General features: G+C 73.7%; 23 protein-coding genes. 9 read left to right on the top strand and 14 right to left on the bottom strand.

What is annotated here, in order from left to right:
• Positions 1-20 precede the first annotated feature (20 nt).
• On the bottom strand, positions 21-845 hold the full coding sequence (locus DQ239_RS12760) for a class I SAM-dependent methyltransferase (RefSeq protein ID WP_113834779.1): 825 nt from the start codon (positions 843-845) through the stop codon (positions 21-23).
• A 417-nt stretch (positions 846-1262) separates the two neighbouring features.
• Between DQ239_RS12760 and DQ239_RS12755 the strand changes: the two genes are divergently transcribed.
• The gene (locus tag DQ239_RS12755; protein ID WP_233489147.1) at positions 1263-2579 is read left to right on the top strand and encodes a GAF domain-containing SpoIIE family protein phosphatase; all 1317 of its coding nucleotides are present in this window, start codon (positions 1263-1265) and stop codon (positions 2577-2579) included.
• Positions 2580-2719: 140 nt separating this feature from the next.
• The gene (locus tag DQ239_RS12750; protein ID WP_113834778.1) at positions 2720-3340 is read left to right on the top strand and encodes a maleylpyruvate isomerase family mycothiol-dependent enzyme; all 621 of its coding nucleotides are present in this window, start codon (positions 2720-2722) and stop codon (positions 3338-3340) included.
• Positions 3341-3380: 40 nt separating this feature from the next.
• On the opposite strand, the gene DQ239_RS12745 is transcribed toward DQ239_RS12750, so the two are convergent.
• The 6 genes from DQ239_RS12745 to DQ239_RS12720 all read right to left on the bottom strand — a co-directional run bounded on the left by DQ239_RS12745 (position 3381) and on the right by DQ239_RS12720 (position 11415).
• Entirely contained in the window at positions 3381-3950 is a 570-nt protein-coding gene (locus tag DQ239_RS12745) for a TIGR03086 family metal-binding protein (protein WP_113834777.1), read from the bottom strand.
• Between the two features lie 72 nt (positions 3951-4022).
• Positions 4023-5711 carry a M48 family metalloprotease gene (locus DQ239_RS12740; RefSeq protein WP_113834776.1) on the bottom strand — a complete coding sequence of 563 codons (1689 nt, stop codon included), beginning with the start codon at positions 5709-5711 and terminating at the stop codon, positions 4023-4025.
• A 146-nt stretch (positions 5712-5857) separates the two neighbouring features.
• On the bottom strand, positions 5858-6754 hold the full coding sequence (locus DQ239_RS12735) for a polysaccharide deacetylase family protein (RefSeq protein ID WP_113834775.1): 897 nt from the start codon (positions 6752-6754) through the stop codon (positions 5858-5860).
• A 161-nt stretch (positions 6755-6915) separates the two neighbouring features.
• The gene (locus DQ239_RS12730; protein ID WP_147252115.1) at positions 6916-7512 is read right to left on the bottom strand and encodes a DUF4352 domain-containing protein; all 597 of its coding nucleotides are present in this window, start codon (positions 7510-7512) and stop codon (positions 6916-6918) included.
• Between the two features lie 91 nt (positions 7513-7603).
• Positions 7604-9556: an acyltransferase family protein gene (locus DQ239_RS12725; protein ID WP_255411232.1), complete on the bottom strand. Its 1953-nt coding sequence runs from the start codon at positions 9554-9556 to the stop codon at positions 7604-7606.
• 401 nt (positions 9557-9957) lie between these two features.
• A complete protein-coding gene (locus DQ239_RS12720) occupies positions 9958-11415 on the bottom strand; it encodes a protein adenylyltransferase SelO (protein WP_113834840.1) in 1458 nt (485 codons plus the stop codon).
• Positions 11416-11549: 134 nt separating this feature from the next.
• Between DQ239_RS12720 and DQ239_RS12715 the strand changes: the two genes are divergently transcribed.
• Together DQ239_RS12715 and DQ239_RS12710 are read left to right on the top strand one after the other, a co-directional pair.
• Positions 11550-11888, top strand: coding sequence for a PspC domain-containing protein (locus DQ239_RS12715; protein ID WP_113834772.1), 339 nt, complete (start codon positions 11550-11552; stop codon positions 11886-11888).
• A 74-nt stretch (positions 11889-11962) separates the two neighbouring features.
• The gene (locus tag DQ239_RS12710) at positions 11963-12547 is read left to right on the top strand and encodes a gamma carbonic anhydrase family protein (RefSeq protein WP_113834771.1); all 585 of its coding nucleotides are present in this window, start codon (positions 11963-11965) and stop codon (positions 12545-12547) included.
• A gap of 14 nt (positions 12548-12561) precedes the next feature.
• Here DQ239_RS12710 and DQ239_RS12705 read toward each other — a convergent pair whose 3' ends face one another.
• The 4 genes from DQ239_RS12705 to DQ239_RS12690 all read right to left on the bottom strand — a co-directional run bounded on the left by DQ239_RS12705 (position 12562) and on the right by DQ239_RS12690 (position 16378).
• Positions 12562-13320 carry a succinate dehydrogenase/fumarate reductase iron-sulfur subunit gene (locus DQ239_RS12705; protein WP_113834770.1) on the bottom strand — a complete coding sequence of 253 codons (759 nt, stop codon included), beginning with the start codon at positions 13318-13320 and terminating at the stop codon, positions 12562-12564.
• Positions 13317-15113 (bottom strand): fumarate reductase/succinate dehydrogenase flavoprotein subunit, encoded by a 1797-nt coding sequence (locus tag DQ239_RS12700; protein ID WP_199582956.1) that lies wholly within the window; start codon positions 15111-15113, stop codon positions 13317-13319. The genes DQ239_RS12705 and DQ239_RS12700 overlap by 4 nt, the downstream gene beginning before the upstream one ends.
• A complete protein-coding gene (locus DQ239_RS12695; protein WP_113834769.1) occupies positions 15113-15943 on the bottom strand; it encodes a hypothetical protein in 831 nt (276 codons plus the stop codon). The genes DQ239_RS12700 and DQ239_RS12695 overlap by 1 nt, the downstream gene beginning before the upstream one ends.
• Before the next feature lie 177 nt (positions 15944-16120).
• On the bottom strand, positions 16121-16378 hold the full coding sequence (locus tag DQ239_RS12690) for a hypothetical protein (protein ID WP_113834768.1): 258 nt from the start codon (positions 16376-16378) through the stop codon (positions 16121-16123).
• 144 nt (positions 16379-16522) lie between these two features.
• Between DQ239_RS12690 and DQ239_RS12685 the strand changes: the two genes are divergently transcribed.
• From DQ239_RS12685 to DQ239_RS12670, 4 genes are all read left to right on the top strand, one after another.
• Entirely contained in the window at positions 16523-17365 is an 843-nt protein-coding gene (locus DQ239_RS12685; protein WP_233489146.1) for a hypothetical protein, read from the top strand.
• Complete coding sequence (locus tag DQ239_RS12680) at positions 17271-18710, top strand: M1 family aminopeptidase (protein ID WP_113834767.1); 1440 nt, start codon at positions 17271-17273, stop codon at positions 18708-18710. The genes DQ239_RS12685 and DQ239_RS12680 overlap by 95 nt, the downstream gene beginning before the upstream one ends.
• 67 nt (positions 18711-18777) lie before the next feature.
• Positions 18778-19767, top strand: a complete 990-nt coding sequence (locus DQ239_RS12675; protein ID WP_113834766.1) for an LLM class flavin-dependent oxidoreductase — start codon at positions 18778-18780, stop codon at positions 19765-19767.
• Positions 19764-20663 (top strand): DUF1028 domain-containing protein, encoded by a 900-nt coding sequence (locus DQ239_RS12670; protein ID WP_113834765.1) that lies wholly within the window; start codon positions 19764-19766, stop codon positions 20661-20663. The genes DQ239_RS12675 and DQ239_RS12670 overlap by 4 nt, the downstream gene beginning before the upstream one ends.
• A gap of 6 nt (positions 20664-20669) precedes the next feature.
• Here DQ239_RS12670 and DQ239_RS12665 read toward each other — a convergent pair whose 3' ends face one another.
• The gene (locus DQ239_RS12665; protein ID WP_113834764.1) at positions 20670-21062 is read right to left on the bottom strand and encodes an MmcQ/YjbR family DNA-binding protein; all 393 of its coding nucleotides are present in this window, start codon (positions 21060-21062) and stop codon (positions 20670-20672) included.
• A 53-nt stretch (positions 21063-21115) separates the two neighbouring features.
• A complete protein-coding gene (locus DQ239_RS12660; protein WP_113834763.1) occupies positions 21116-21499 on the bottom strand; it encodes an MmcQ/YjbR family DNA-binding protein in 384 nt (127 codons plus the stop codon).
• 136 nt (positions 21500-21635) lie between these two features.
• Here DQ239_RS12660 and DQ239_RS12655 point away from each other — a divergent pair, with 136 nt between their 5' ends.
• Complete coding sequence (locus DQ239_RS12655; protein WP_113834762.1) at positions 21636-23900, top strand: EAL domain-containing protein; 2265 nt, start codon at positions 21636-21638, stop codon at positions 23898-23900.
• A gap of 109 nt (positions 23901-24009) precedes the next feature.
• Here DQ239_RS12655 and DQ239_RS12650 read toward each other — a convergent pair whose 3' ends face one another.
• Positions 24010-24807 carry a succinate dehydrogenase/fumarate reductase iron-sulfur subunit gene (locus DQ239_RS12650; RefSeq protein ID WP_233489145.1) on the bottom strand — a complete coding sequence of 266 codons (798 nt, stop codon included), beginning with the start codon at positions 24805-24807 and terminating at the stop codon, positions 24010-24012.
• Positions 24808-24812: the final 5 nt, after the last annotated feature.

Raw genomic sequence — 24812 nt, 5'->3', positions numbered from 1 at the left:
TCCAGGCCGGCGAGCAAGCCTCATCCTGGCTTGCGGCAGATCACCCTCACCGGATGCGTGCGGCCCTCCTCGATGTTGCGGGCCGAGTTGCGCCACTTCTCAGCAGCCCCAGGCCCTATGAGCACATGCAGGCCGAGGGCCGGCAGTTCGCCACGTTCCGCCAGTGCCAGGGTCGCCCGGTATCTGTGCAGGTCGTCCTGGCCGGTGTCGGTGACGTCGATGTCGACGAAACCCGCTGCGCCGAGGAGTTCTACGGTCTCCTCGGGCGTCACGAGGAACTCCCCCCGGCCGTCCTCCGACCAGGGCACCGGGTGGTGTGTCGGACCCGCGTCTCCTCGGCCGTGTTCGGTGATCGCGAAGAATCCACCAGGTCGGATCACCCGCCAGGCCTCACCGAAGAAGGAGGGCCGGTCCGGCACGTTCATCGTGACGTGCTGGGCGTAGCCGCCGTCGAACGTTCCGTCACCGTACGGCAGGGCCTGACCGTCCCCCTGTCGCAGGTCGACCACTGCCCCCATCCCGAGCAACTCCGTCAGCCGCCGGCCGGCGTCGATGAACGGTCCAGTCACGTCGATGCCGCTGACCCGGCAACCGAAGCGCCGGGCGAAGTAGCGAGCCGGCCCCCCGAGCCCGCAACCGACGTCGAGCACGTGGTCCCCGGCCCTCGCTGGAAGGGAGTCACCCAGCTCGATCGTGGCCGGTAAGCCGCGAGCGTGGAAGTGGTCGACCGGCGCGAGGTCCTCGATGGTCAGCGCGTCGAGTGACTTCCCCGCAGCCTGGAGCGCGGTGACGATCCGACCGTAGACATCCCCGCTGGCCCAGTGCTCGGCGACCGCGGTGGTCATCGAGGACTCCCGGCATCTCGGATGGAGGACCCGAGAAGCATGGCCATCTCCTCCTCGCTCCTCAGCCGGAGTGGTTCACGTGGAGAGGAGATAGTCGGCGGACGGCGCCAGCTCTCCCCGCCCCAGCTCGACCAACTGGCTCACCAGGGGCCTGGACCTCTGGAGCCTTGTACTCCGCTACGAGTCGATGGTGTCGCCCGCCGGTGCCTCACGTCCAGAGCCTTCTACGCCCGCCACGGCGACGTCTGTCGCGAAGCATGGGGAGGCATGTGGGCTGGTCGATGGCCAGCCACCGTAAGACCGACGTCCTGATCACGCCCGCGTGCGGACACCAGCGAGTTGTGGATTCCGTCCAACTCGTCGCCGTAGGGTGCCTGCTCGCCGGACACTCCGGAGCGTGGACGGGACGGAGGGAACGTGACCGACGCAGCCACGGGCTCTCCCGACTCGACCGGTCCTGAGGAGCTGCCGCCCGACAACAGTGGTCGGCTGGCGTTCCTCGCCGAGGTCAGCGACGCGATGTTCGCGAGTCTCGACACGGGGGAGACGGCCGACCGGCTGGCCCGGCTGATGGTTCCGCGGCTGGCCGACTGGGCGACGGTCACCGTGCTCAGCGACGACGGCGGCGAGCCGCGGACGGCGCGCGCGCATCGTGACCCCGACCGGCTCGAGGACCTCGACACCTACCTCGCCGGGCGCCTGGGGGGCGCGAGGGACCGCCCGGCGTTGATGACGGCGCTGCTCTCCGGTCAGCCGGTGCAGCTGACCCGGGTGGACCCCGAGCTCCGCGATCCGTCGCCCGGCGAGCCGGTCAGGGCCGCCTGGAAGCGGCTGGCCGCGACGTCCGTCGTGCTCCTGCCGCTGACCGTGCACGGCGAGACCATCGGTGCGCTGTCGCTCGTCAACGCCGGTGATCGGCCTCCGCTGACCCCCGCCGAGGTGGACACGGCCGTGGAGGTCGCTCGCCGCGGTGCCCTGGCGCTGGACAACGCCCTGCTCTACGGCCGCCAGCTGAAGGTCGCCGAGACGTTGCAGCGGAGCCTGCTGACCCCGCCCCCGCACACCGACGCCCTCGACGTCGCCGTCCGGTACCGGCCCGCGAGCCGGCACACGCTCGTGGGTGGCGACTTCTACGACGCCTTCCTCCAGCCCGACGGCGCGATGCTGGTGGTCGTCGGCGACGTCGCCGGGCACTCCGTCGACGCGACGGCGGCCATGTCGGAGCTGCGCAGCACCGTGCGGGCCCTCGCCTACGACCACGGCGATGGTCCGGCGGCCACGCTGCAGCGCACCGAGCGGGCGCTGCGGGGGCTGGGCTTCGACACCCTGGCCACCGTGCTGGTCGCCTCCCTCGAGCGATCCCCCTCGGCCGCCGCCGGGCGGTGGACACTGTGCTGGTCCTCGGCCGGTCATCCGCCCCCGCTGCTGCTGCGGGCACACGGCGGCGTGGAGGTGCTGGAGCGCCCCTCCGAGCGCCTCCTGGGACTCGACGTCCCGACCCGGCGCACCGACCACGTGCTGGAGCTCGCCCCCGGGGACACCGTGGTGCTCTACACCGACGGTCTGCTCGAGCACCACCGCACCGGTATCGACGAGGGGCTGCAGCGGCTGTCCGCCGTCCTCTCCGGTCTCGCCGGCCGCTCCGCCGACGAGATCTGCGACGAGGTCCTCCGCCGTGTGGTCACCGGGCCCGCCGACGACGACGTCGCCCTGCTGGTCGTCCGACCGCGCTGACTCCACCCCAGCGGCCGCCGCGACTGCCGTACCCCTCGGCGGCGCTCCGGTCCGCCGCAGCGGCGTGCGAGCGGCGCCGATCAGTTCTCGTCGCGGCGAGGGTCTTCTGCGAGACGCCTGACGGACGACGGGAGACGCGCGTGGCGGATGTCTGGTCGATGGTGCACGCGGAACGGGCGGCGCTGATCGACGACCTCGAGACCCTCGACGAGGCGCGGTGGGAGGAGCAGTCCCTGTGCGCGGGCTGGACCGTGCACGACGTCGTCGCCCATCTCGTCGACACCGCGCGGACGACGCGGCTCGGCTTCGTGGTCGGCCTCGCCCGCGCGGGCTTCGACTTCCACCGCCAGAACGCCCGCGGCGTGGCGCGCCACCGCGGTGCGTCGCCCCAGGAGACGCTCGACCGGCTCCGGCAGGTGGCGTCCCGGAGGTCGACCCCTCCCGCGCCCCTCGACAGCCGGCTCGTCGAGGAGGTCGTCCACGGCGAGGACATCCGGCGGCCGCTGGGCCTCGTGCGCTCCTACCCGCAGGAGGCGGTCGTCCGCTCGCTCCGCCTGCAGGCGCGCACCCCGGCGTCCTTCGGTGGAGCCAAGGAGCTGGTGGGCCGGGTCCGGCTCACGGCGGCGGACGCGGACGTCTCCCTCGGCGACGGCCCGGAGGTGCGCGGCTCCGCGCTCGCCCTGCTCCTGGCCGTCTCCGGGCGCCGGGTGACGCCGGCCGACCTCGACGGGCCAGGGGTCACGGCCCTCGTGCCGGGCTGACGGTCCGACCCGGTCCGGGCGCGCCCTGCCCGCCGGGCGGTCAGCGGGGGTCGCGGCCGATGAACGCCAGCAGCTTCGTCTGCGCATCGGAATCCGCCGGCACCGGCACCTTGGGCCCGTACTGCCCGCTGGACCGCAGGAGCTCGTCCATCGGCTCCATGCCCTGGAGCATCGCCGCACAGCGGTCCGGGTCCAGCGTCTCGTCCTGACCGGTGGCGCGGGCCAGGTCCCACGAGTGCATGAAGACGTCGGCGGTGAAGAACTGCGACACCGCACGTGGCAGCGGGACGTCGCCGATGTGCGGGTTGCGGACCACGAGGTCGGCGGACGCGGGGTCGTCGAGCAGGACCTGCACCCCGTCACTGAAGGTCCGCCAGGCGGCCACCGGGTCGTCGTCGACCGGCGGCCCGGTGGGCAGCTCGACACCCGCACCCGCGCGCAGGAAGCCGGGGAACCACTCGACCAGGTGCCGGACGACGTCGCGTGCGGTCCAGCCGTCGACGGGGGCCGGCCGGTCCCAGGTCGCGGCGTCGGGCACCCCCTCGACCAGGCGGGTGAAGCGGCCGCCGATCTCGCGGTACTCGTCGGCGGGGGGCTGGGCGGGATCCATCCCGGCAACCTCTCACGGGACCGCGCTGTCGGGGGCCAGAGGTGCTCCGACAGCCGGACGAAGCGGAAGTCGTCAGCCGGCGAGCATCAACAACCACCAGGTAATGCCACCGGCCAGTGCGATGACCAGCGACAGGACGTAGGCGGCGACCCAGGCGAAGCCGCGCACCCGCCGCCCCTGGGCGGGCACCAGTTCGCGGAGCTCGAGCACGGGCGCGGGCGTCCGGCGGTACCAGCCGCGCACGACGACCTCCTGCTCCAGGAGGTCGGGCACGCGCAGCAGGCCGAAGATGCTGCGCGCGAACGGCCAGGGCTGCTGGTACAGCACGGGGACGAAGCCCGACTCGTCCTGGACGACGAGGTCGGGGGAGAGCACGTAGCCGGGCATTCCGCGCCCGGTCACGTGTCCACGGACCTCGACCGGGATCCCGCTGGCGGGGTTCGCATCCAGGCGGGGCAGCAGCGCGGCGATCCGCCCGGTCGGTTCCGCGGCACGGAGCGGGCGCTGCAGCGCGGTGCGTACGCACAGAGCCAGCCCCCCGGCTGCGGCCGCCTGTGCCAGCAGCTCCCAGTCCTCGGACGACCAGGCGACGACACCGACGGCCAGAGCCAGGAACGGTGCGTACCGGACGACGAGCTCAGGGAGGAAGCGCCGGCGAGCACGGTCCAGGTCAGGGCCGGAGCAGCTGGCCCCGACGTCCCGCGCGCTCCAGCGCTGCGGCGCACCGGGCAGGCCGCTGTCCTCGAGGGCCGCGATGCGCCGCACCACGAGGGGGTGGGTGGAGAACAGCTGGCTGAACCGGGCCCACGGGGTGCACGTGTCCCAGCGCAGCGCGCCGATGACCTCCGTCGGCTCGAGACCCCGCTCGGTGGCCGCGAGCACCGTCGCGCCCTGGCGGGAGTCGGCGATGCCGAGCAGCCCGGCCGCGCGCAGCCGGGAGGCCCGGCGCTCCTCCTTCGCTGCTGCGCGCTGGAGGCCCTTGTCCTTGCCCGCGTGCGCGGCGGTGGTCCGGGACGCGCGCTCGGCGTCCACCTGGCCCATGCCGAACCCGATGGAGACCAGAGCGCTGCAGAGCGCGTCGCCGTCGCCGGTCACGCGGCAGCTGTAGTGGTCCGCGCCCAGCTCCCGCGCCCGGCTCAGCGACAGCACCACCAGCTGGGACAGCAGGTAGCCGACGAAGCTGACCAGGGCGGGCACGACGGTGGTCTGCTGCCGGCTGTCCCGCAGCGCGAGGTAGGCGTAGTACAGGACGATCGGCACGGTCGCGGCGATCGCCATGACGACGACGTCGTTCTGCCGCACGTGGCCCACCTCGTGGCTGACCACCGCGTCGAGCTCTCGCTCGTCGAGCCGGTCGAGCAGGCCGCGGGTGACGTAGATGCGCGCGTTGCCCCGCGTGTGCCCGAAGGTGAAGGCGTTGGGGGTGCCGTCGTCCACGACGCCGAGCCGGACCGGCTCGACCCCGGCCTCCCGGCAGCGGCGCGCCACCGTCTCGGCGAGCAACCGGGTCCTCGGATAGCCCCTGACGTCGTACTCGAAGGTGTCGTACCCGCCCGTCGTCCGCGGGAGTTCGTAGGCCGGGATCAACCAGGCGATCAGGTAGGGCGCGAGCGCCCACTGCGCGCCGACGACCACGACGGCGAGCACGAACGGCAGCCAGGGCGGCGCGCCCCACAGGAGGAGCAGAGCACCGGCCGCGGCCAGCAGGGCCGTGAGAGCGGCGAGTGACATCAGCGAGCGGCGCAGTACGTAACCAGTCACGGTCTTCTCCTGGCGGCGTCGGTGCTCGGCGTGGTGCCCGCACCGCCGTCGCGCCGGCCGGGCCGTGCGGGCTCATCGTGGCCGAATGCGCCCGGACCAGCACGTTCTCGCGCGCGGGACCCGCCGGAACAGTGGCCGGTGACGGCCTACAGGTGCTCCGACAGCCGGGCGAAGCGGAAGCCGTCACCCGTCAGCCGGGGGAGTGCGGCGGCCACACCCGCGGCCGTGCCCCCGCTGGGCTGGTTCATGTGCCCGATCACGATCGACCCCGCCGACACGGAGCCCAGCGCGGCGGTCACCTCCCGCGGGCCGAACGTCGCGCCGGCGTCCCCGTTGACGTCGAAGTTCACCACCGTCTCGCCGATGTCACCGGCGATCCGGACGGCGACGTCGTCGTAGTGCGCCGTCCCGGACCGGAAGAAGCGAGGGGCGACGCCGGTCAGCTCGGTCAGCGTCCGCCGGTTGCCGCTGATCTCGTCGAAGACCGCACCGGGGTCGGTCGTCCCGGTGATGCCGTACGCCGCGGCGCCGCGGACCGACAGCGGCAGGTGGACGGTGCCGTGGTTGGCCAGCTCGAACAGCGGGTCGGCAGCCAGCTCGGCGGCGAGGTCGGGGTGCACGAGGATCCAGCGCTGGTTGAGGAACAGCGTGGCCGGGGTCCCGGTCGTCCGGAGGGTGTCGATCAGCGCGGCGTCGTAACCGCTGCCGCGGGCGCCCCCGCACGCGTCGAAGGTCAGCGCGACCACGCGCTCCTGCGTGGGCAGCCGGTTCACGACACCGAGGACGTCCAGGCCGAACGCCGTCGGCGCCACCCCTGCGTACCGGGCGACGACCTCCTCCCGCGTCGGAGCCGCCGGCGCCGTCGCCGGCGGGTCGGGTGGCGCTGACGTCGGGGGAGCGGACGGAGCACTGGTCGGCTCCGGCGCCCGCTCGCGAGGCGCCCTGGACGACGGGGCGCAGGCGGTCGCCAGACCGGCGGCGCCCAGCAGCAGGAACGCCCGGCGGCCCGGGGATGCGGTGCCGGGAGGAGCAGGACTGCGCACGGTCGCCCTCGTCTCCGGGGACCGTCGACCCGCGGAGCGCACGCTCCGACCACCCGTCGCCCGGCGGCACGCCCCCGTGTCCCCGCCGAACGAGCGCCGCGCGGCGCCGGGCAGAGAGTATGCCGCCGCGATGGCCGGGCGTCAGGACGCGCGCGGGAGCGTCAGAACGCCCACTCCCAGCCGGTGGGCCCCTCGGGTGCGTAGACCAGGGCGCCGGTGGTGACCGGCACGTCGAACACCAGCCAGCCGTCGTAGTCGACCCCCGGCGCGATGCGCATGTTCTGGATCAACCGCTCCTGCTCGAGGCACACCTGGGCGGCCTCGCTGACGGGGTTGTACGTCTCGCCGTCCTCCCCGATGACGGCGAAGTCGTAGTCCGAGATCGGGGTGACCAGCCGCGGGTCGTACCGGTCGGTCGCCGTCGCGATCAGGCGGACCGCGAGGTAGTGCCCGTTCTCCGGCGGCTCCTCGTTGTCGTCGTCGCAGACGACGTCCACGACGATCTCCTCGACGCTCAGCGTGACCGCCGGCGGTTCGTCGGGGTCCGCCGAGGGACGGAGGGCGATCTCCTCGCCGACCTGCACGGGGATGTTGCCCCGCTCGTTGCGCGCCGCCTCCGTCGCGCCGGCGGACTCGTCCGCGGGGGTGCTCGACGACGCGGTCGGGGCCGATCCCTCGGCGGCCCCGTCCTCGTCGCTGAAGCCGCACGCGGACAGCGCGACCGTCAGCAGCAGCGCGGGCAGAACCGAACGGCGCATGACCATCCCTGTACTCGTGTGTGTGCACCGCAAGGTAACCATCCCGCCGCCCCGGGCCGCTGGAGGATCGCGGTTCCGATCCCGCCGCCGGTCACGGCTGGAGGGCCGCCCCGACCACCTGCGGCGCGATGCGACGGGCCCACTCGCCCGTGATGTGACCTCCGTCGAAGTACAGCGCCGTCGAGCCGACGACGCTCGGACAGCGGTCATCGACGCAGAACCAGTCCTCCGGGTCGATCGCGCGGACCCCGGTCTCCGCGGCCACCCGCTGCTCGGTCGCCACCTGGGCGTCGAAGGTGTCCGCCGGCGCGTTGACGCAGTCGGCGGGGCTGTTCAGGGCCGTCGGGCAGGAACGGAGGTCCGCCGACCCCGGCGGGGCGGACAGGATGACGATCTTCGCGCCCGACGGCTGGAGCCGGCGGACGATGTCGGCCAGGCCCTGCCCGTACACCGTGGCGCGGTCGGCGGAGGCGTCGACCAGTTCCGCCTTCCACCTGTTGCTGAGCACCACGAGCGCCGGACGGGTCTGCACGATGTGCTCGATGGCCCAGTCCCTGTGCTCCGCGCACATGGTGTTCGGTTCGCCATCCCGAATCGTCAGCGCGGTGATGTTCGGGCAGTCCCCGTCGGTCAGCCCCACGACCGACCAGCCCCTGGGGACGAGCTCCTGCTGGAACCCCGGTACCCACGCCGCGGCGTAGGAGTCGCCCAGCAGGACCGCGGCCTGCGGCGCGTCCGGGTCGCCGAAAGTGCAGTCGTCGAGCCCCTCCTCGTTCACGAGCAGGCACTTGCCCGGCCACACGCTGGTGCCGTAGGAATCCAGGTCCTCCAGCCGCGGGGTCAGGTCGGCCGGCCACTCCGTCATGAACGTCGCCCGCTGGATCTCCTCCTGGAGCGGGGTGAGCGGCGGGCGCCCCTCGGAGGCGGCGTCCTGGTTGGTCGCGGCCACGGCCCGCGCCGCCTCGGCCCGGGCGTCCCCGCCCTCGCTCCATGGCGCGAGGACGACGGTCACGACGGTCGCCGTCGCCACCACCGTGGCTCCCAGGCCGACGGCGAGCGCGCGGCGGAAGACGGGCCGCGCACGAGCGCGGTTCACGGGTCGGTGCGAGAGCAGCCAGTTGGTGTGCAGCACCGGCTGCTCGACGCAGTAGTACGACACCGTCGCCAGTGCCAGCGAGGCGCCGATCGTCGCGGCGTAGAAGACCGGGGAGGCCGGCGTCAGCAGCACTCCGGCGGTGATCAGGACCGGCCAGTGCCAGAGGTACAGCGAGTAGGAGATCGCCCCGACGAAACCCGCGGGCGCGCTGCCCAGCGCCCAGCGGGTGCCCGGTCCGCCCGGTGTGGCACCGAAGGCGAGCACGAGCGCCGCTCCCACGACGGGCAGCGCGGCCGCACCGCCCGGGAACGGTGTCCCGCCGTCGATGACGAACGCCGACCAGACGACCACGGCCAGCCCGATCCAGGCGAGCGTGGCGCGCAGCAGCGCCGGGAGCCGGTCGAGCTGGGTGGCCGACACCGCGAGGAGTGCGCCCACCCCCAGCTCCCAGGCGCGGGTGAAGGTGGAGAAGTAGGCGGTCACGGGGGAGGAAGCCGTGGCGTGCAGGGACCAGGCGACGGAGGCGGCCGTGACCGTGCCGAGCACCACCCACAGCGCCACCGTGCGGGGGTCGACGCCCGCCCGCCCGGCTCGCCGGTGGCGTCCGCCGGCCACGGGGAACGCGAAGGCGAGCAGGATCAGCGCCGGCCAGAACAGGTAGAACTGCTCCTCCACGGACAGCGACCAGAAGTGCTGCACCATCGACGGCGGCTCGCCGGCCGCGAAGTAGTCGGTCTCCTGCCGTGCGAAGTTGAGGTTCGCCCCGAACAGCCCCGCCCAGACGACGTCCTCGACGGTCTCCCGGAAACGGCCGGCGAGGAAGATGAACCACGCCACCGCCGTCGTGGCGGCCAGGGTCACGAGAGCGGCCGGGAGCAGGCGGCGGGCACGCCGGGCGTAGAAGGCGCGGAACGAGAGCCGCCCGGTCCGACCGCGCTCGCGCACCAGTAGGCCGGTGATGAGGGAAGCCGGAGATCACGAAGAAGACGTCGACGCCGATGAAGCCGCCCGCCGGCCACCCGAACACGTGGTCGGCGACGACGAGACCGACGGCGACCGCGCGGAGGCCCTGGATGTCCCGGCGGTAGTGCTGCTTCACCGCCGGTGCGCCGCTGTCGCCGGCGGTGACGGGCTCGGGATGGCGCAGGTCGGCCGAGGTGCTCGCGCCCGCCATCACATGCCTCCATCACTCATCTGGTGCCGCAGGGGAACGACCGCCGACTGATCAATATCTCCCGGGGTCGGCGCAGCGGTCGCACCGCTGCGCTTCCGAGGGATCATCGCCTCCCCCTGAGCTCCACCGACACCAGCTGTGTCGAGGGTCACGCCGGCCCCAGCCGACAGCGGGATCAGGTGCCGCAGAAGGTGCGGAACGTGGCGCCGAAGTCCTGCGGTGCCGGTGCGGCGTACCGCTCGTGGTCCGGGCGCTCGTCGAACGGCGCCGCGAGCACCGCCAGCAGCTCCTCGACGAGGGTGGTGTCGCCGGCGGCCGCGGCGTCGAGCGCCTCCTCCACCAGGTGGTTGCGCGGGATGTACACCGGGTTGACCCGGTCCATCGCCGTCCCGTCCGGCCCCAGCGCCCGCCAGCGCTCCAGCCAGCCGTCGATCCCGGCCAGGTCGAGGAACAGCAGCCGCACCGGCTCCGCGTCGCCCCGCGCGGCGTCGGCCAGCCGCCGGAAGAAGGAGGTCCAGTCGACGTGGCCCGCCCGCAGCAGCTCCAGCAGGTCGTCGACGAGTCCGGCCGTGTCGGCGTCGGCGGGCAGCCCCAGCTTGGCCCGCATCCCGTCGGCCAGGGCGGCGTCGTAGCGCGGCCGGAACGTCTTCAGCGTCTCGACCGCCAGCGCGACGGCCCGGTCGGTGTCCTCGGCGATCAGCGGGAGCAGCGCCTCGGCCAGCCGGGCGAGGTTCCACTCCGCCGCCAGCGGCTGGTTGCCGAGGCGGTACCGGCCGCCCTCGTCGATCGAGCTGTAGACGGTGTCGGGGTCGTAGGCCTCCAGGAAGGCGCACGGGCCGTAGTCGATCGTCTCGCCCGAGATCGTCATGTTGTCGGTGTTCATCACGCCGTGGATGAAGCCGACCAGCATCCACTGCGCGACCAGCGACGCCTGCACCTCGAGCACCGCCTCGAACAGCGCCAGGTAGCGGTTCTCCGCCTGGGCGGCGTGCGGGTGGTGCCGCTCGATCGCGAGGTCGGCGAGGCGGCGGAGCAGGTCGACGTCGTCGGTGGCGCGGGCGTACTGGAAGCTGCCGACCCGCAGGTGGCTGCTCGCCACCCGCGCCAGGACGGCGCCCGGCAGCAGCGTCTCCCGCCGGACCTGCCGGCCGGTGGCGACGACGGCGAGCGCGCGGGTCGTCGGGATGCCGAGGGCGTGCATCGCCTCGCTGACGACGTACTCGCGCAGCATCGGGCCGACGGCGGCCAGGCCGTCGCCCCCGCGCGCGAAGGGGGTGCGACCCGAGCCCTTGAGGTGCAGGTCGCGCACGGCGCCGTGGCCGTCCACCAGTTCGCCCAGCAGGAGGGCGCGGCCGTCCCCGAGCCGGGGGGAGTAGCCGCCGAACTGGTGGCCAGAGTAGGCCTGCGCGACCGGCCGCGCGCCGTCGGGGACGGCGGTGCCGACGAGCAGGCCGACGCCCTCGGGGGTGCGCAGCGCGGCCGGGTCGAGGCCCAGCTCGGCGGCCAGCGGCTCGTTCAGCAGCAGCAGGTCCGGCTCGGGCGCCTCCTCGGCCTGCCACGGCAGCGCCAGCTCCGGCAGCGCGCGGGCGAAGCGGTCGTCGAGGCGCACGGCCGGGGCCAGGAGTTCACTCACCCCCACGACGGTACGTCCGCGCGGGGCGGGATGCCGGTGGGTCGTCCGCCGGGGAGGACCCTGACGCCGGCATGGGGGACGGATCCGGGCATCACCCGATGGTCCGCGGCATCCGTCCTCGACAGGCTCTCCCCATGACCGATGCAGCGTTCCCCACCCCGCCCGCCGAGCAGCCGACCGCACCGCCCGCCGCCCGTCCCGAAGCGCGACGCAGCGCCACCGACCGGATGGCCGGCGGCGTCTGCGGCGGTCTTGCCGACCACCTCGGCGTCGACGCCGTCCTCGTGCGGGTCGGCTTCGTCGCGCTGACGCTCCTGGGCGGCAGCGGCGTCCTCCTCTACCTGCTGCTGTGGGTGCTGCTGCCCCCGCCGCTGACCGGAGCGGACGAGCCGGTGAGCCCGCTCGAGCGGCTGGCCCGCCGGCTGCACGCCGCCGTCAACGGGTCCGGGGCGACGGCCGCGCCGCCCCGCTGATCCCGCGGGGCCGATCCACTCCCCGAACGCCGCCGGACCCGCCACACTCGCTGCCTACGACCGGGAGGCTGCCGATGACCGGGAACGTCAACTACATCGCGGAGCTGCAGTTCGGGGCGCCGAAGATCGACGAGGAGGCCTTCGTCGCCCCCACCGCGGTGGTCGTCGGCGCGGTCACCCTCGGCTCCCGGGCGAGCATCTGGTACGGCGCCGTCGCCCGCGCCGACGAGGAGGCGATCGTCATCGGGCCGGACACCAACGTGCAGGACGGGTGCACCCTGCACTCCGATCCGGGCTTCCCGCTGACGGTGGGCCGGGGCGTGACCGTCGGGCACCGCGTCGTCCTCCACGGGGCGCGGGTCGACGACGACGTCCTGGTGGGCATGGGCAGCGTCGTGATGAACGGCGCGCACATCGGCGCCGGCTCGATCGTCGCCGCCGGGGCGGTGGTCACGCAGCACACCGAGGTGCCGCCGGGATCGGTGGTCGCCGGCATCCCGGCCACGGTGGTCCGCCGGGCCACCGACGACGACCTCGCGCACATCCGCGCCAACGCGGCGAGCTACACCACCCGGCTCCCGGCCGCGCGCCGGGTCCGCCCGGTGGTCCGCACGCCGCTGCCCCCGGCCGGCACCTTCTTCGACGACGGGATGCCCTGACCGCCGGAGCCGGCTCAGTCCCCGCGCCGCCGCCGGCGGATGGTGGCGCCGAGGAAGGTGAGCGGGTCGAACCGCCGGTCCACCACGCGCTCCTTGAGCGGGATGATCCCGTTGTCGGTGAGGTGGATGCCTTCCGGGCACACCTCGCTGCAGCACTTGGTGATGTTGCAGTAGCCCAGACCGAACTCGTCCTGCGCGACGTCCCGCCGGTCGGTGACGTCGAGCGGGTGCATGTCCAGCTCGGCGAGCCGGATCAGGAAGCGCGGACCGGAGAACGCGGCCTTGTTGTCCTCGTGGTCGCGGATGACGTGGCAGGTGTCCTGGCAGAGCCAGCACTCGATGCACTTGCGGAACTCCTGGGAGCGCTCGACGTCCACCTGCTGCATCCGGTGGTTGCCGTCGGCGTCGCGGGCCTGCGGGGCGAAGGCCGGGATGCGTGCCGCCTGCTCGTAGTTGAACGACACGTCGGTGACCAGGTCGCGGATGACCGGGAAGGTCCGCAACGGCGTCACGGTCACCGTCTCCGCCTCGCCGAACGTGCTCATCCGGGTCATGCACATCAGCAGCGGGCGGCCGTTGATCTCGGCGCTGCACGAGCCGCACTTCCCGGCCTTGCAGTTCCACCGGACGGCGAGGTCGCCGGCCTGGGTGGCCTGCAACCGGTGGACGACGTCGAGGACCACCTCGCCCTCGTTCACCTCCACCGTGAACGTCTGCAGGTCCCCACCGGAGGCGTCCCCGCGCCAGACCCGGAACGTCGCGTCGTAGCTCATGCCGACTCCTCGAAGATCTCGGCCAGCTCGGCCGGCATGACCGGGAGCGGCTGCCGGGTCAGCGCCACCGACCCGTCCCCGGCGAGGGAGCAGACCAGGTTGGTCCGCGCCCACTCGGCATCGGTCGCGGGGAAGTCGTCGCGGGTGTGCCCACCGCGGCTCTCCTGCCGCTCCAGCGCGGCACGGGCGATGCACTCGCCGACGAGGAGCATGTGCGGCAGGTCCAGCGCCAGGTGCCAGCCCGGGTTGTACTGCCGGTGCCCCTCGACCGACAGGTTCGCGACCCGCTCCTTGAGCTCCCCGATGCGCTCCAGCGCCTCGAGCATCTCCTTCTCGGTGCGGATGATCCCGACCAGGTCGTGCATCGTCTGCTGCAGGTCGTGCTGCACCGTGTAGGGGTTCTCGCCGCCCTCGCGGTCGAACGGGGCGAGCGCCGCACGCGCCGCGTCGGCCAGGGCGTCGTCCGGGAGCTCGCTCCGCCCGCTCCGCATCAGCGCGTGCTCGGCGGCCGCGAGGCCCGCGCGCCGTCCGAACACCAGCAGGTCCGACAGCGAGTTCCCGCCCAGCCGGTTGGAGCCGTGCATGCCGCCGGCGACCTCGCCGGCGGCGAAGAGCCCGGGCACGCGGGCGGCCTCGGTGTCCGGGTCGACCTCCACCCCGCCCATCACGTAGTGGCAGGTGGGCCCCACCTCCATCGCCTCCGCGGTGATGTCGACCTCCGCCAGCTCGCGGAACTGGTGGTACATCGAGGGCAGCCGCTTGCGGATGTACTCGGCCGACCGGCGGGAGGCGATGTCCAGGAAGACGCCGCCGTGCGGGGTGCCGCGGCCGGCCTTGACCTCGCTGTTGATGGCGCGGGCCACCTCGTCGCGGGGGAGCAGCTCGGGCGGCCGCCGGTTGTTCTTCTTGTCCTCGTACCAGCGGTCGGCCTCGTCCTCGGTCTCCGCCGTCTCCTTGCGGAAGAAGTCCGGGATGTAGTCGAACATGAACCGGTTGCCCGCCGAGTTCTTGAGGACCCCGCCGTCGCCGCGGACGCTCTCCGTCACCAGGATCCCGCGCACCGACGGCGGCCAGACCATCCCCGTCGGGTGGAACTGGACGAACTCCATGTTCACCAGCGTCGCGCCGGCCTGCAGCGCCAGGGAGTGGCCGTCGCCGGTGTACTCCCACGAGTTCGACGTCACCTTGTACGACTTGCCGATCCCGCCGGTCGCCAGCACCACCGACGGCGCCCGCCAGGCGACGAAGCGCCCGGACTCCCGCCAGTAGCCGAACGCGCCGGTGACCCCGTCGGGGCCGGTCAGCAGCCGGGTGACCGTGCACTCCATGTACACGTCGATGCCGAGGGCGACGGTCCGCTGCTGGAGGGTGCGGATCAGCTCCAGCCCGGTGCGGTCGCCGACGTGTGCCAGCCGCGCGTAGCGGTGCCCGCCGAAGTCGCGCTGGCTGATCAGGCCGTCGGCCGTCCGGTCGAACAGCGCGCCCCAGTCCTCGAGCTCGCGGACCCGGTCGGGCGCCTCCTGGGCGTGCAACTGCGCCATCCGCCAGTGGTTGAGCATCTTCCCGCCGCGCATGGTGTCGCGGAAGTGCACCCGCCAGTTGTCGTCCGGCCAGGTGTTGCCCATCGCCGCGGCGATGCCGCCCTCGGCCATGACCGTGTGCGCCTTGCCCAGCAGTGACTTGCACACGACGGCGGTGCGCGCACCGCTCGCGTGGGCCTCGATCGCCGCCCGCAGGCCCGCGCCGCCCGCCCCGACGACCACGACGTCGTAGTCCTGCCGCTCCAGCTCCATCAGAAGAACCTCAGATCGCTGATCGTGTCCGTGGCCAGCAGGAAGACGTAGCCGTCGGCGATCGCGACGCTGAACAGCGAGAGCCAGGCGAACCGCGCGTGGGAGGCGTTGAGCCGTGAGGCCTGCGTCCACAGCCGGTAGCGGACGGGATGCCGGGAGAAGTGGTTGAGCCGGCCGCCGACGATGTGCCGGCAGGAGTGGCAGGACAGCGAGTACAGCCAGAGCAGCGCCGCGTTGGCCAGCAGCACCAGCGTGCCGAGCCCCATGTGGCCCCACTCGCCGGTCTCGTCGCGGAACCCGAGCACCGCGTCGTAGGTGAGGATCACGTTGAAGACCAGGGCGCCGTAGAGCGCGTAGCGGTGCAGGTTCTGCAGCAGCAGCGGCGGCCGGGACTCACCGGTGTAGCGCCGGTGCGGCTCCCCGACGGCGCACGCCGGCGGCGAGAGCCAGAAGGACCGGTAGTAGGCCTTGCGGTAGTAGTAGCAGGTCGCCCGCAGGCCCAGCGGGATCACCAGGATGTAGATCGCCGGGGAGATGAACGACGGCCCGCTGACGAACTCCGGGAAGGTGTCGCCCTCGCACCGGGTGCTGATGCACGGCGAGTAGAACGGCGAGATGTAGGGCTCGGAGAAGTAGTAGGCGTTCTGGAAGGCGCGGAACGTCGAGTAGCCGACGAACGACAGCAGGACGACGACGGTGGTCAGCGGCAGCAGCCACCACCGGTCGGTGCGCAGGTGGCGGGCGGCGATCGTCGCCCGGCGCGGGGCGGGGCTGCCCTCACCCCCGCCGGGGGCCACCGCGCCGGTGCCGCGCGGCGCCGTCGTCGTCACGGTGTCCCGCTCCGGTGCCCGCCGGCAGTGCCTGGCGCAGCTCCGTCCGACCCGACCGGCATCGCTGCCTCCAGCATCGTCGCTGACGCCGCCCGCGCGGCGGGAGGAGGGCAGTGCACCACGGACACCGGGCGCGGGAAAGGGCTTCCGGCGCGTCGGGCGGAGGGCCCACCGGGGTCAGCGGGCCCCGGGGGAACCCGTCCGCCGTGGCGCGGCGACCCGGGCGCACTCGGCGCAGCGGGTCGCGCCCGGCTCGGCGGCCCAGTCCCGGCCGGACGTGGCGGCGACCAGTTCGCCGCAGAGCGAGGAGTCCAGCCCGTCGACGGTCGGCCGGGCGACGGCGTGCACGACGTCCGAGCCGGAGGCCACCGGACCGCGCGGGTCGTGGCCGGTCCACACCACGGGCGTACCGGTCACGAAGAGGCTGGCTGTCATGCCAGGAGGATCTCCACCCGAGGTGTCGATCCGATGACGGCGGCCGGAACATCCGATGGAGATCCGACCGGCCCGTGCCGCTGCCATGATGGCCCTCCGACCGGCCGTCCTCCGGCCCGCCCGGCGACCCGCAAGGAGCCGCACGTGAGCACGTGCCCCGCCTCTCCCGCGCCGATGGTGGTGCCGCGGTTCTCCGTCGCCCAGCGGATCACCGTGATGGTCAACCGGTACGAGATCCGGGCCGTGAACCCGGACGGGACCGAGGGCGCGCTGCTGGCCCTCGCCGAGCAGAAGCGCATGAAGCTCAAGGAGGAGGTGGTCTTCTTCTCCGACGAGTCCCGGAGCCGGGCGGTCTTCTCCTTCAAGGCGCGCCAGCGGCTGGACGTGCACGCCCGACACGACGTGCTGGACGAGCACGGCACCCCGCTGGGCAGCTTCGCGAAGAAGTTCGGCGCCAGCCTGCTGCGGTCGACCTGGGAGCTGTCGGCCCCGGGCCTGGAGGCCGTCGGCCGCGAACGCCGGCCGGTCCTCGCCGTCGTCCGCCGCATCTGGGAGCTGATCCCCTACCTCGGCGACGTCTGGGTGCCCTTCGTCTTCCACTTCGACTTCCACGACACCGCCACCGGCGCGCCGGGTGCTGGTCAGCGAGCGCCGCAAGGCCATCCGCGACCGCTACGACGTCACCGTGCCCGACCCGCGGCTGGACTTCCGCGTGGCCGCGGCCATGGCGGTGGCCCTGGACGCGCTGCAGAGCCGCTGAGGGCCGGCGCCCGGAGCCGGCGCGCGGCAGGCGCTTCCCGGGCTCCGTCCGGTTGCCTACATTCGCCGCCAGCGGGGGTGGTCGCGCCGACCGCGCCGGGCCGGGCCGACCTCTGCTGGGCGGGCGGGAACGATGCAGCAGCAGGCCGACCCCACGGGACGACGCCGGACGGCGCTGGCCGCCGGCGTCCTGATCCTGCTCGCCGGGTGCACCTCCTCCCGGCGTGACGACGCCGGGAGCACCGGCCCGGCGCCCGGGTGCCCGTCGACGGAACGCGCCGCGCCCGATCCCGGCCGGCCGGTGATCGACCTGGATTTCCGGCTGGAGGACGACCGGCGGACCGTCACCGGGACCGAGGCCGTCGCCTTCACCCCCGATATGCCGGTGGAGGAGGTGTGGTTCCGGCTGATCCCCAACGCGCCGCAGTCGGCGGGCCACGAGCTGCGGGTGGACGCCGTGCGCGGCGACGACGTGGCCGGGGGCGGCTACGTGGACGCCGACGCCGAGCCGGGCACCCCGGGCGGGCTCTACCGGGTGGACCTGCGCCGGGCGGTGCCCGCGGGGGAGACCGTCGACGTCGAGGTGGACTTCACGCTCCGGCTGACCTCCGAGCGGACGCCGGCCGGCTTCGACCGCCTCGGTGTCGACGACGACGTGACCTGGTGGGCCAGCGGCTTCCCCCTCCTGACCTGGGAGCCCGGCGCGGGGTGGGCGCGCGACCCGTTCGTCGAGGTCTCCGGGGAGACGACGGCCAACGCGGTCGCGGACACGACGATCAGCGTGTCGGCGCCCGAAGAGCTCGTCGTCCTCATGTCCGGCGACCAGGAGGAGCCGCGGGACGAGGGGAGCGGCCGCCGGGTCTGGGAGTCGCACGAGCCGGTCGCCCGCGACGTGCACGTGGCGGCGGGGGAGTTCGAGACCGCCGAGGTCGAGGTCGACGGCACCGCGGTCACGGTGGGCGCCGTCCCTGGTGCGGACAGCTCGGCCGAGGACCTGGCCGACGCCACCTCCGATGCGATCCGGCTGGTGGCCGGCCGCTTCGGCCCCTTCCCGTACCCGACGCTGACCGTGGCGCTGGTCTCCGACGGGCGCGACGGCGGCGGAGAGGAGTACTCGTCGTCGATCCTGCTGGGCGGCGACGACTTCGGCCTGGTGGTGCACGAGGTCGCGCACATGTGGTTCTACGGGATGGTGGGCAACTCGCAGTTCCGCGATCCGTGGCTGGACGAGGCGTTCGCCACGTACGCGGAGAGCGTGGCCGACGAGCCGCACGACCCCGAGGACGACCTCGACCGCGGGGGCAGCGTGGGCGGGAGCATGGCCGACTTCAGCGACCAGGACGACTACGAGCACCGGGTCTACGGCAAGGGCGCCGCCGCGCTCTGGGCGGCCCGCGACGCCGTCGGCGCGGACGACTTCGACCGGGCGGTGCGCTGCTACGTCGAGACCCAGGCGTGGACGCTCAGCCGCCCGGAGGACCTCGCCCGCGCGCTGGCGGACCTGCCGGAGGCGCTGGAGGTCCTCGTCGAGGCCGGCGCCCTCGACCGCGCGGACCTGTCCGTCGGCGGCTGAGCCGCCCGGGAAGCCTGGCGCCGGTGCCGGGGTTGCTCAGGGCAACCGACGTGAAAGGCACCTCCTCATGCGCATCCCGTTGTCCGTCCTCGACCTCGCGCCGATCAACCGCGGGGAGACCGCGACCAGCAGCATCGCCGCGAGCGTCGCCCTGGCCCAGCGCGCGGAGGAGCACGGCTACGAGCGGGTCTGGTACGCCGAGCACCACAACATGCCGCGCATCGCGTCCTCGGCGACCAGCGTGCTCATCTCCCACGTGGGGGCGCACACCCGCACCATCCGGCTGGGCGCCGGCGGGGTCATGCTGCCCAACCACTCGCCGCTGACCATCGCCGAGCAGTTCGGCACCCTCGACGCGATGTACCCCGGCCGCATCGACCTGGGCCTGGGCCGCGCGCCCGGCAGCGACCAGAACACGATGTACGCGCTGCGCCGCACCCCGGACTCCGCCGACCGCTTCCCGCAGGACGTCCTGGAGCTGCAGGGGTACCTGGCCGGCGAGACGCGGGTGGCCGGCGTCGACGCGATCCCCGGCAAGGGCTCCAAGGTGCCGCTGTACATCCTCGGCTCCTCGATGTTCGGTGCCACGCTCGCGGCCGCGCTCGGGCTGCCCTTCGCCTTCGCCTCCCACTTCGCGCCGCAGATGCTCCAGCCGGCCGTCGAGGCCTACCGCGGCCAGTTCAAGCCCTCCGACCAGCTGGACCGGCCCTACGTGATCGCCGGGCTGAACGTCGTCGGCGCCGACACCGAGGCGGCCGCCCGCGAGACGCTGCAGGGCGTGAAGCGCACCCTCGCCATCAGCCTGTTCGGCCGGGGGCAGTCGCTCACCGATGAGCAGGCCGACCAGCTGCTCGCCCAGGGCGCCGGCCACCACGTCGAGGGGATGCTCACGCACACCGCCGTCGGCGCCCCGGCCCAGCTCGCCGAGTACGTCGAGTCCTTCCGGGAGCACGCCGACGCCGACGAGCTGATCGTCGCCCACCAGTCGACGTCCGTGGAGGGCCGGCTGCGGTCGGTCGAGCTGCTGGCGCAGGCGATGGAGCCGGTGCGCGCGTGACCTACTCGATCGTCGCCCGCGACCCCGTGAGCGGGGACCTGGGCGTAGCCACCCAGTCCCAGGCCTTCGCCGTCGGCAACAGCGTGCCGTTCGCGCTCCCCGGCCACGGGGTCATCGCCACCCAGTCGATGGCCGAGCCCATGTACGGCGCGGTGGGACTGGACCTCCTGCGGGGCGGGTTCACCGCCCAGGAGGTGCTCACCGCGCTGAGCAGCGTCGACCCGCAGCCGGAGCGACGGCAGGTCGCCGTCCTCGGGGTCAACGGCGACCTCGCCGCCTACACCGGCCGCCAGTGCGTCGACGCCGCCGGCCACCTGGTCGGCGACACCTGCGTGGCCCTGGCCAACATGGCCGACTCCCCGCAGGTGTGGGAGTCGATGGTGGAGCGGTTCGAGAGCTCCGGGGGGCAGCTGGCCGAGCGGCTGCTCAGTGCGCTGCAGGCGGGGGAGGAGGCCGGTGGCGACTTCCGCGGGCGCCGGTCGGCCGCGATCATGGTCATCCGCGCGACGACCACGGGTCGCCCCTGGCACGACACGGTGGTCGACCTGCGGATCGACGACTCGACCGACCCGATCGAGGCGCTGGCCGGCCTCATGGCCACCCGGGCCCGCTACCAGGACGTCGTCCGCGCGTTCCAGCTGGCCATCGACGGCGACCCGGTCACCGCGGACCGCGAGCTGGAACTGCTGCGGCCGATGGACGCCGCCACCGAGCCCGACCAGCTCCTGTGGCGCGCGGTGGTCGCGGCCCTGGCCGGCCGGGAGGACGCCGCCCGCGAGATGCTCGGCGAGCTCCAGTCGTGCTCGCCCCAGTTCGTGGAGGCGGCCCGCCGCTTCGGCAAGGCGGGGCTCATGCCGGCCGACGTCATCGAGCGGATCCTGCCGGCGCGCGCCTGACACGGGTCAGCCGGCCGGCGGCAGCGGGCCCCGGGCCAGGAGCCGGCGCGGCGCCCGGCAGGCCCACGCGTCGGCCGCGAGCTCGGTCAGGTCCTCCTGGTCCAGCCGGTCCAGGCGGCACAGCACCGCGGCGTAGCCGTCGAAGTGCGACGTCGTGAAGTAGAGCTCCGGCTCCTCGGCGATCAGCGCCGCCTTGGCGCCCTCGTCCGGGACGCGGGCGGCCACGACCGGCCACTCCTGGGACGTCACTCCCAGCTCGGCGAGGTCCTTGCGGCCGAGGGGGCGCTCCCACACGAAGAGCTTGTCGGCCACCTTCCACTGCCGGGAGCCGCGCGAGGTGACCTCGGTCGTGTCCGGCAGCGCCAGACAGGTGCGTGCCACGTCGTCCCACGTCGCCATGCCGGGGACGGTAGAGCCTCGGCGGGTCCGGGGGACAGCCCCGAGGCGCCGGCTCAGCCGAGGTGGCTCGCCACGAGCCGCCGTGGCGCCCGGGCGGCCCACGCCTCGGCGACCAGCTCCCTCAGCCCCTGCCGGTCGAGGCGCTCGAGGCGGCACATCAGCACCGGCCGGCCGTCGAAGTGCGACGTGGTGAACCAGACGTCGGGCTCGGTGGCCAGCAGGGCCGCCTTGGCCCCTTCGTCGGGCACGTAGGCGACCAGCACCGGGCCCTCGGGAGCCGCCGCGCCGAGCTCGTCGAGGTCCACGCGGTGCAGCGGCCGCTCGCGCACGAACGTCCGCCCGCGCACCAGCCAGCGGCGCCGTCCGGACGCGGACACGGCCTCGGTCGTGGCCGGCAGCGCCAGGCAGGCGCGCGCGACGTCGTCCCAGGTCAGCACGGGTGGACGGTAAACCTGCCGGGCCGGACCTCCCCCGCGAGGGGGAGGGCAGGCGGGAAGCGGGCCCCGGGTGTTCCAGATCACCGGGCGTCCGGCCGATGGGGAGAGCATGCGGCAAGGGGAACCGGAGGTCCTCGTGGACCTCTCCGACGAGGCGTGCGACGACGCGCGCTCGCTGCGCCTGGTCCGCCGGCTGGCCGTCGCGCTGGTCGGGATGTGGGTCGTGGCGCTGACCGCGGTGGCGCTGGGCGCGGACGCCGTCGGTGACCTGCTGGCCGCCCAGGGCAAGCTCGTCTTCCTCGCCGGTCTCGTGCTGGTCCTGGTCGTCCGTGGTGCCGGGTCGGCCGACCGGGCCTCCTGGTGGTGCTTCGCCGCGGCGGTGCTGTCCTACTTCACGGGGGCCGCCGTCTACGAGTTCCACTACCGGGGTCTCGCGGAGCTGCCCGATCTCCGGTGGTCCGACGTGGCCTTCCTCGGGTTCTTCCCGCTCGCCTTCGCCGCCTTCCTCCTGCTGCTCCGCAGCCGCGTCGGCCGGCTCACGGCGAGCATGTGGCTCGACTCCGCCGTCACCGGGTGCACCGCCGCCGCGGTCGCGGCCGCGGCCGGCCTCGGGGCGCTGCTCCAGGCGGCCGAGGGCGGCGCTCCGGTGGTGGCGATCGCGATGCTCTACCCGATCGGCGACCTGCTGCTGCTCAGCCTCGTGGCCGGCGGGCTGGCCCTGATGCGCCGCGGTGCGGGGCCGGGCTGGTGGTGGGTCACCGCCGCCCTCGGCCTGTTCGTCGTGACCGACACCGTCTACGCCTACCAGCTGGCCCACGGCACCTACGTCATCGGCGGCCCGCTGGACCTCGCCTGGGGTCTGGCCTTCGTCTGCTGCGGCATGGCCGCCACCCAGCGGACGTCGGCCGGCGGCAGCGGGCGGGTGGACGGGCGGGGCGCCCTGGTCATCCCGGGCGTCTGCGCCCTGGCCGCGCTCGCCCTGCTCTTCACCGGCTACCTCGCCAGCGGGGACCCCGTCGCCGGCGTACTGGCGCTGGTCGCCGTCCTGGCCGCGCTGGCCCGTACCGGCCTGACCTTCCGCGACGTGCGGGCGCTGGCCGACAGCCGCCGGCAGGCGCGCACCGACGAGCTGACCGGGCTGCCGAACCGTCGCTCGGTGTTCGAGGCGCTGGCGGAGGCCGACGTCCGCCTGGCGGCCGGTGAGCGCACCGCCGTCCTGGTGCTCGACCTGGACCGGTTCAAGGAGATCAACGACTCGCTGGGCCACGCCGTCGGCGACGCGCTGCTGGCCCAGGTGGGCCCGCGGCTGCGCGGCGAGCTCCGGGCCGAGGACCTGCTGGCCCGCCTCGGCGGTGACGAGTTCGTGGTCCTGACCCGGGACCTGTCCGCCGACGACGCCCGGACCATGGCCCGGCGGCTGCGCTCCCGCCTGCAGCGGCCCTTCGCCGTCAGCGGCGTGGTCCTCCACGTCGACGTGAGCGTGGGCGTCGCCATCGGCCCCGACGAGTCGGGCAGCGCCGTCGAGCTGCTGCAGCTGGCCGACCTGGCCATGTATGCGGCCAAGTCCACCCGCACCGGTGTCGAGGTGTACGACCGGGACCGCGACGGGCACGGCCGGCACCGGCTCGAGGACGTCGCCCAGCTGCGCCGCGCCCTCGAGCAGGACGAGCTGGTGCTGCACTACCAGCCCAAGCTGGCGCTCGCGACCGGCTCGGTCGACGGCGTGGAGGCGCTGGTCCGCTGGCAGCACCCCACCCGCGGCCTGCTCTACCCCGACGCGTTCATCGACCTCGCCGAGTCAGCCGGCCTGATGGCGCAGCTGACCGCCCAGGTCATCGACCTGGCGCTGGCCCAGTGCCGGTCGTGGTACGACCGCGGCCGCCTGCTCACCATGGCGGTCAACGTCAGCCCGTCCAACCTGGTGGACGAGGCCTTCCCCGACCAGGTGCGCGCCCTGCTGGCGCGGTACGAGCTGTCCGCCGGGTGCCTGGTCCTCGAGGTCACCGAGAGCCTGCTCATGGAGGACCGCGACCGCGCCGTGCGGGTGCTCCGCCGGCTGCGGGACGACGGCATCGGCGTCGCCATCGACGACTACGGCACCGGTTACTCCAGCCTGGCCTACCTCGCGACGCTGCCGGTCACCGAGCTCAAGCTGGACCGCACCTTCGTGACCGGCATGACCGAGAGCCCCCGGGCCGAGGCGATCGTCACCTCGACCCTCCAGCTGGCCCACGCCCTCGGGCTGGTGCTCGTCGCCGAGGGCGCGGAGGACCAGGCCACGGTCGACGTGCTCACCTTCCACGGCTGCGACGTCGTCCAGGGCTACCACCTCAGCCGCCCGCTGCCGCCCGAGGTGCTGTGGACGTGGCTCGACGAGCGGGGGAGGGCTCTCGTCGTCTGAGTCCCGAGGAGCGGGGGGCCGGAGGCCTCCCCGACGAGGGCTCGCGGAGGCTCAACCCTCGTCGGGGACGGCACGTGGCCGCGGTGTCATCCGGAGGATGACGATGTGCTCAGCTCTTGGGGCGGGCCCCCGCGCGCAGGGCGCCGAGCAGGTCGTGGTTCAGCCGCGAGATGGTCTCCATGGAGATGCCCTTCGGGCACGCCGCGGAGCACTCGCCGATGTTGGTGCAGCCACCGAAGCCCTCGCGGTCCTGCTGGGCGACCATGTTGACCACGCGGTCGTTGCGCTCGGGCTGGCCCTGGGGGAGCAGCCCGAGGTGGGTGACCTTCGCGGCGGTGAACAGCATCGACGAGGCGTTCGGGCAGGCCGCCACGCACGCGCCGCAGCCGATGCAGGTGGCGGCGTCGAAGGCGTTGTCGGCGTCCTTCTTCGGCACCGGGGTGGCGTGCGCCTCCGGCGCGGTGCCGGTCGGGACGCTGATGTAGCCGCCGGCCTGGATGATCCGGTCGAACGCCCGCCGGTCGACGGCGAGGTCCTTGATCACCGGGAACGGCGAGGCGCGCCACGGCTCGATGTCGATCGAGTCGCCGTCCTTGAACGAGCGCATGTGCAGCTGGCAGGTGGTGGTCTGCTGGGGACCGTGCGCCTGCCCGTTGATCATGAGCCCGCACATGCCGCAGATGCCCTCGCGGCAGTCGTGGTCGAAGGCGACCGGGTCGTCGCCCTGCAGGATCAGCTGCTCGTTGAGGACGTCGAGCATCTCCAGGAACGACATGTCGGGGGAGATGTCGGTGACCTTGTAGGTCACCATCTTGCCCTTCACCGTCGGGCCCTGCTGACGCCAGACGCGCAGCGTCAGGTTCATGCCGCGCTTCTCCGCGCCGGGGTCGCCGACGCTGGAGCGCATGGTGC

Source organism: Blastococcus sp. TF02-09 (genome assembly GCF_003319105.1).
Classification (GTDB): domain Bacteria; phylum Actinomycetota; class Actinomycetes; order Mycobacteriales; family Geodermatophilaceae; genus Blastococcus.
This window is presented reverse-complemented; position numbering and strand designations above follow the sequence as displayed.

Excerpts from the sequence above, each read along its gene's own strand:
- DQ239_RS12760 (WP_113834779.1), bottom strand. The coding sequence starts at position 845 with ATGACCACCGCGGTCGCCGAGCACTGGGCCAGCGGGGATGTCTACGGT.
- DQ239_RS12745 (WP_113834777.1), bottom strand. The coding sequence starts at position 3,950 with ATGGATCCCGCCCAGCCCCCCGCCGACGAGTACCGCGAGATCGGCGGC.
- DQ239_RS12730 (WP_147252115.1), bottom strand. The coding sequence starts at position 7,512 with ATGCGCCGTTCGGTTCTGCCCGCGCTGCTGCTGACGGTCGCGCTGTCC.
- DQ239_RS12715 (WP_113834772.1), top strand. The coding sequence starts at position 11,550 with ATGACCGATGCAGCGTTCCCCACCCCGCCCGCCGAGCAGCCGACCGCA.
- DQ239_RS12710 (WP_113834771.1), top strand. The coding sequence starts at position 11,963 with ATGACCGGGAACGTCAACTACATCGCGGAGCTGCAGTTCGGGGCGCCG.
- DQ239_RS12705 (WP_113834770.1), bottom strand. The coding sequence starts at position 13,320 with ATGAGCTACGACGCGACGTTCCGGGTCTGGCGCGGGGACGCCTCCGGT.
- DQ239_RS12700 (WP_199582956.1), bottom strand. The coding sequence starts at position 15,113 with ATGGAGCTGGAGCGGCAGGACTACGACGTCGTGGTCGTCGGGGCGGGC.
- DQ239_RS12690 (WP_113834768.1), bottom strand. The coding sequence starts at position 16,378 with ATGACAGCCAGCCTCTTCGTGACCGGTACGCCCGTGGTGTGGACCGGC.
- DQ239_RS12680 (WP_113834767.1), top strand. The coding sequence starts at position 17,271 with ATGCAGCAGCAGGCCGACCCCACGGGACGACGCCGGACGGCGCTGGCC.
- DQ239_RS12675 (WP_113834766.1), top strand. The coding sequence starts at position 18,778 with ATGCGCATCCCGTTGTCCGTCCTCGACCTCGCGCCGATCAACCGCGGG.
- DQ239_RS12665 (WP_113834764.1), bottom strand. The coding sequence starts at position 21,062 with ATGGCGACGTGGGACGACGTGGCACGCACCTGTCTGGCGCTGCCGGAC.
- DQ239_RS12650 (WP_233489145.1), bottom strand. The coding sequence starts at position 24,807 with ATGCGCTCCAGCGTCGGCGACCCCGGCGCGGAGAAGCGCGGCATGAAC.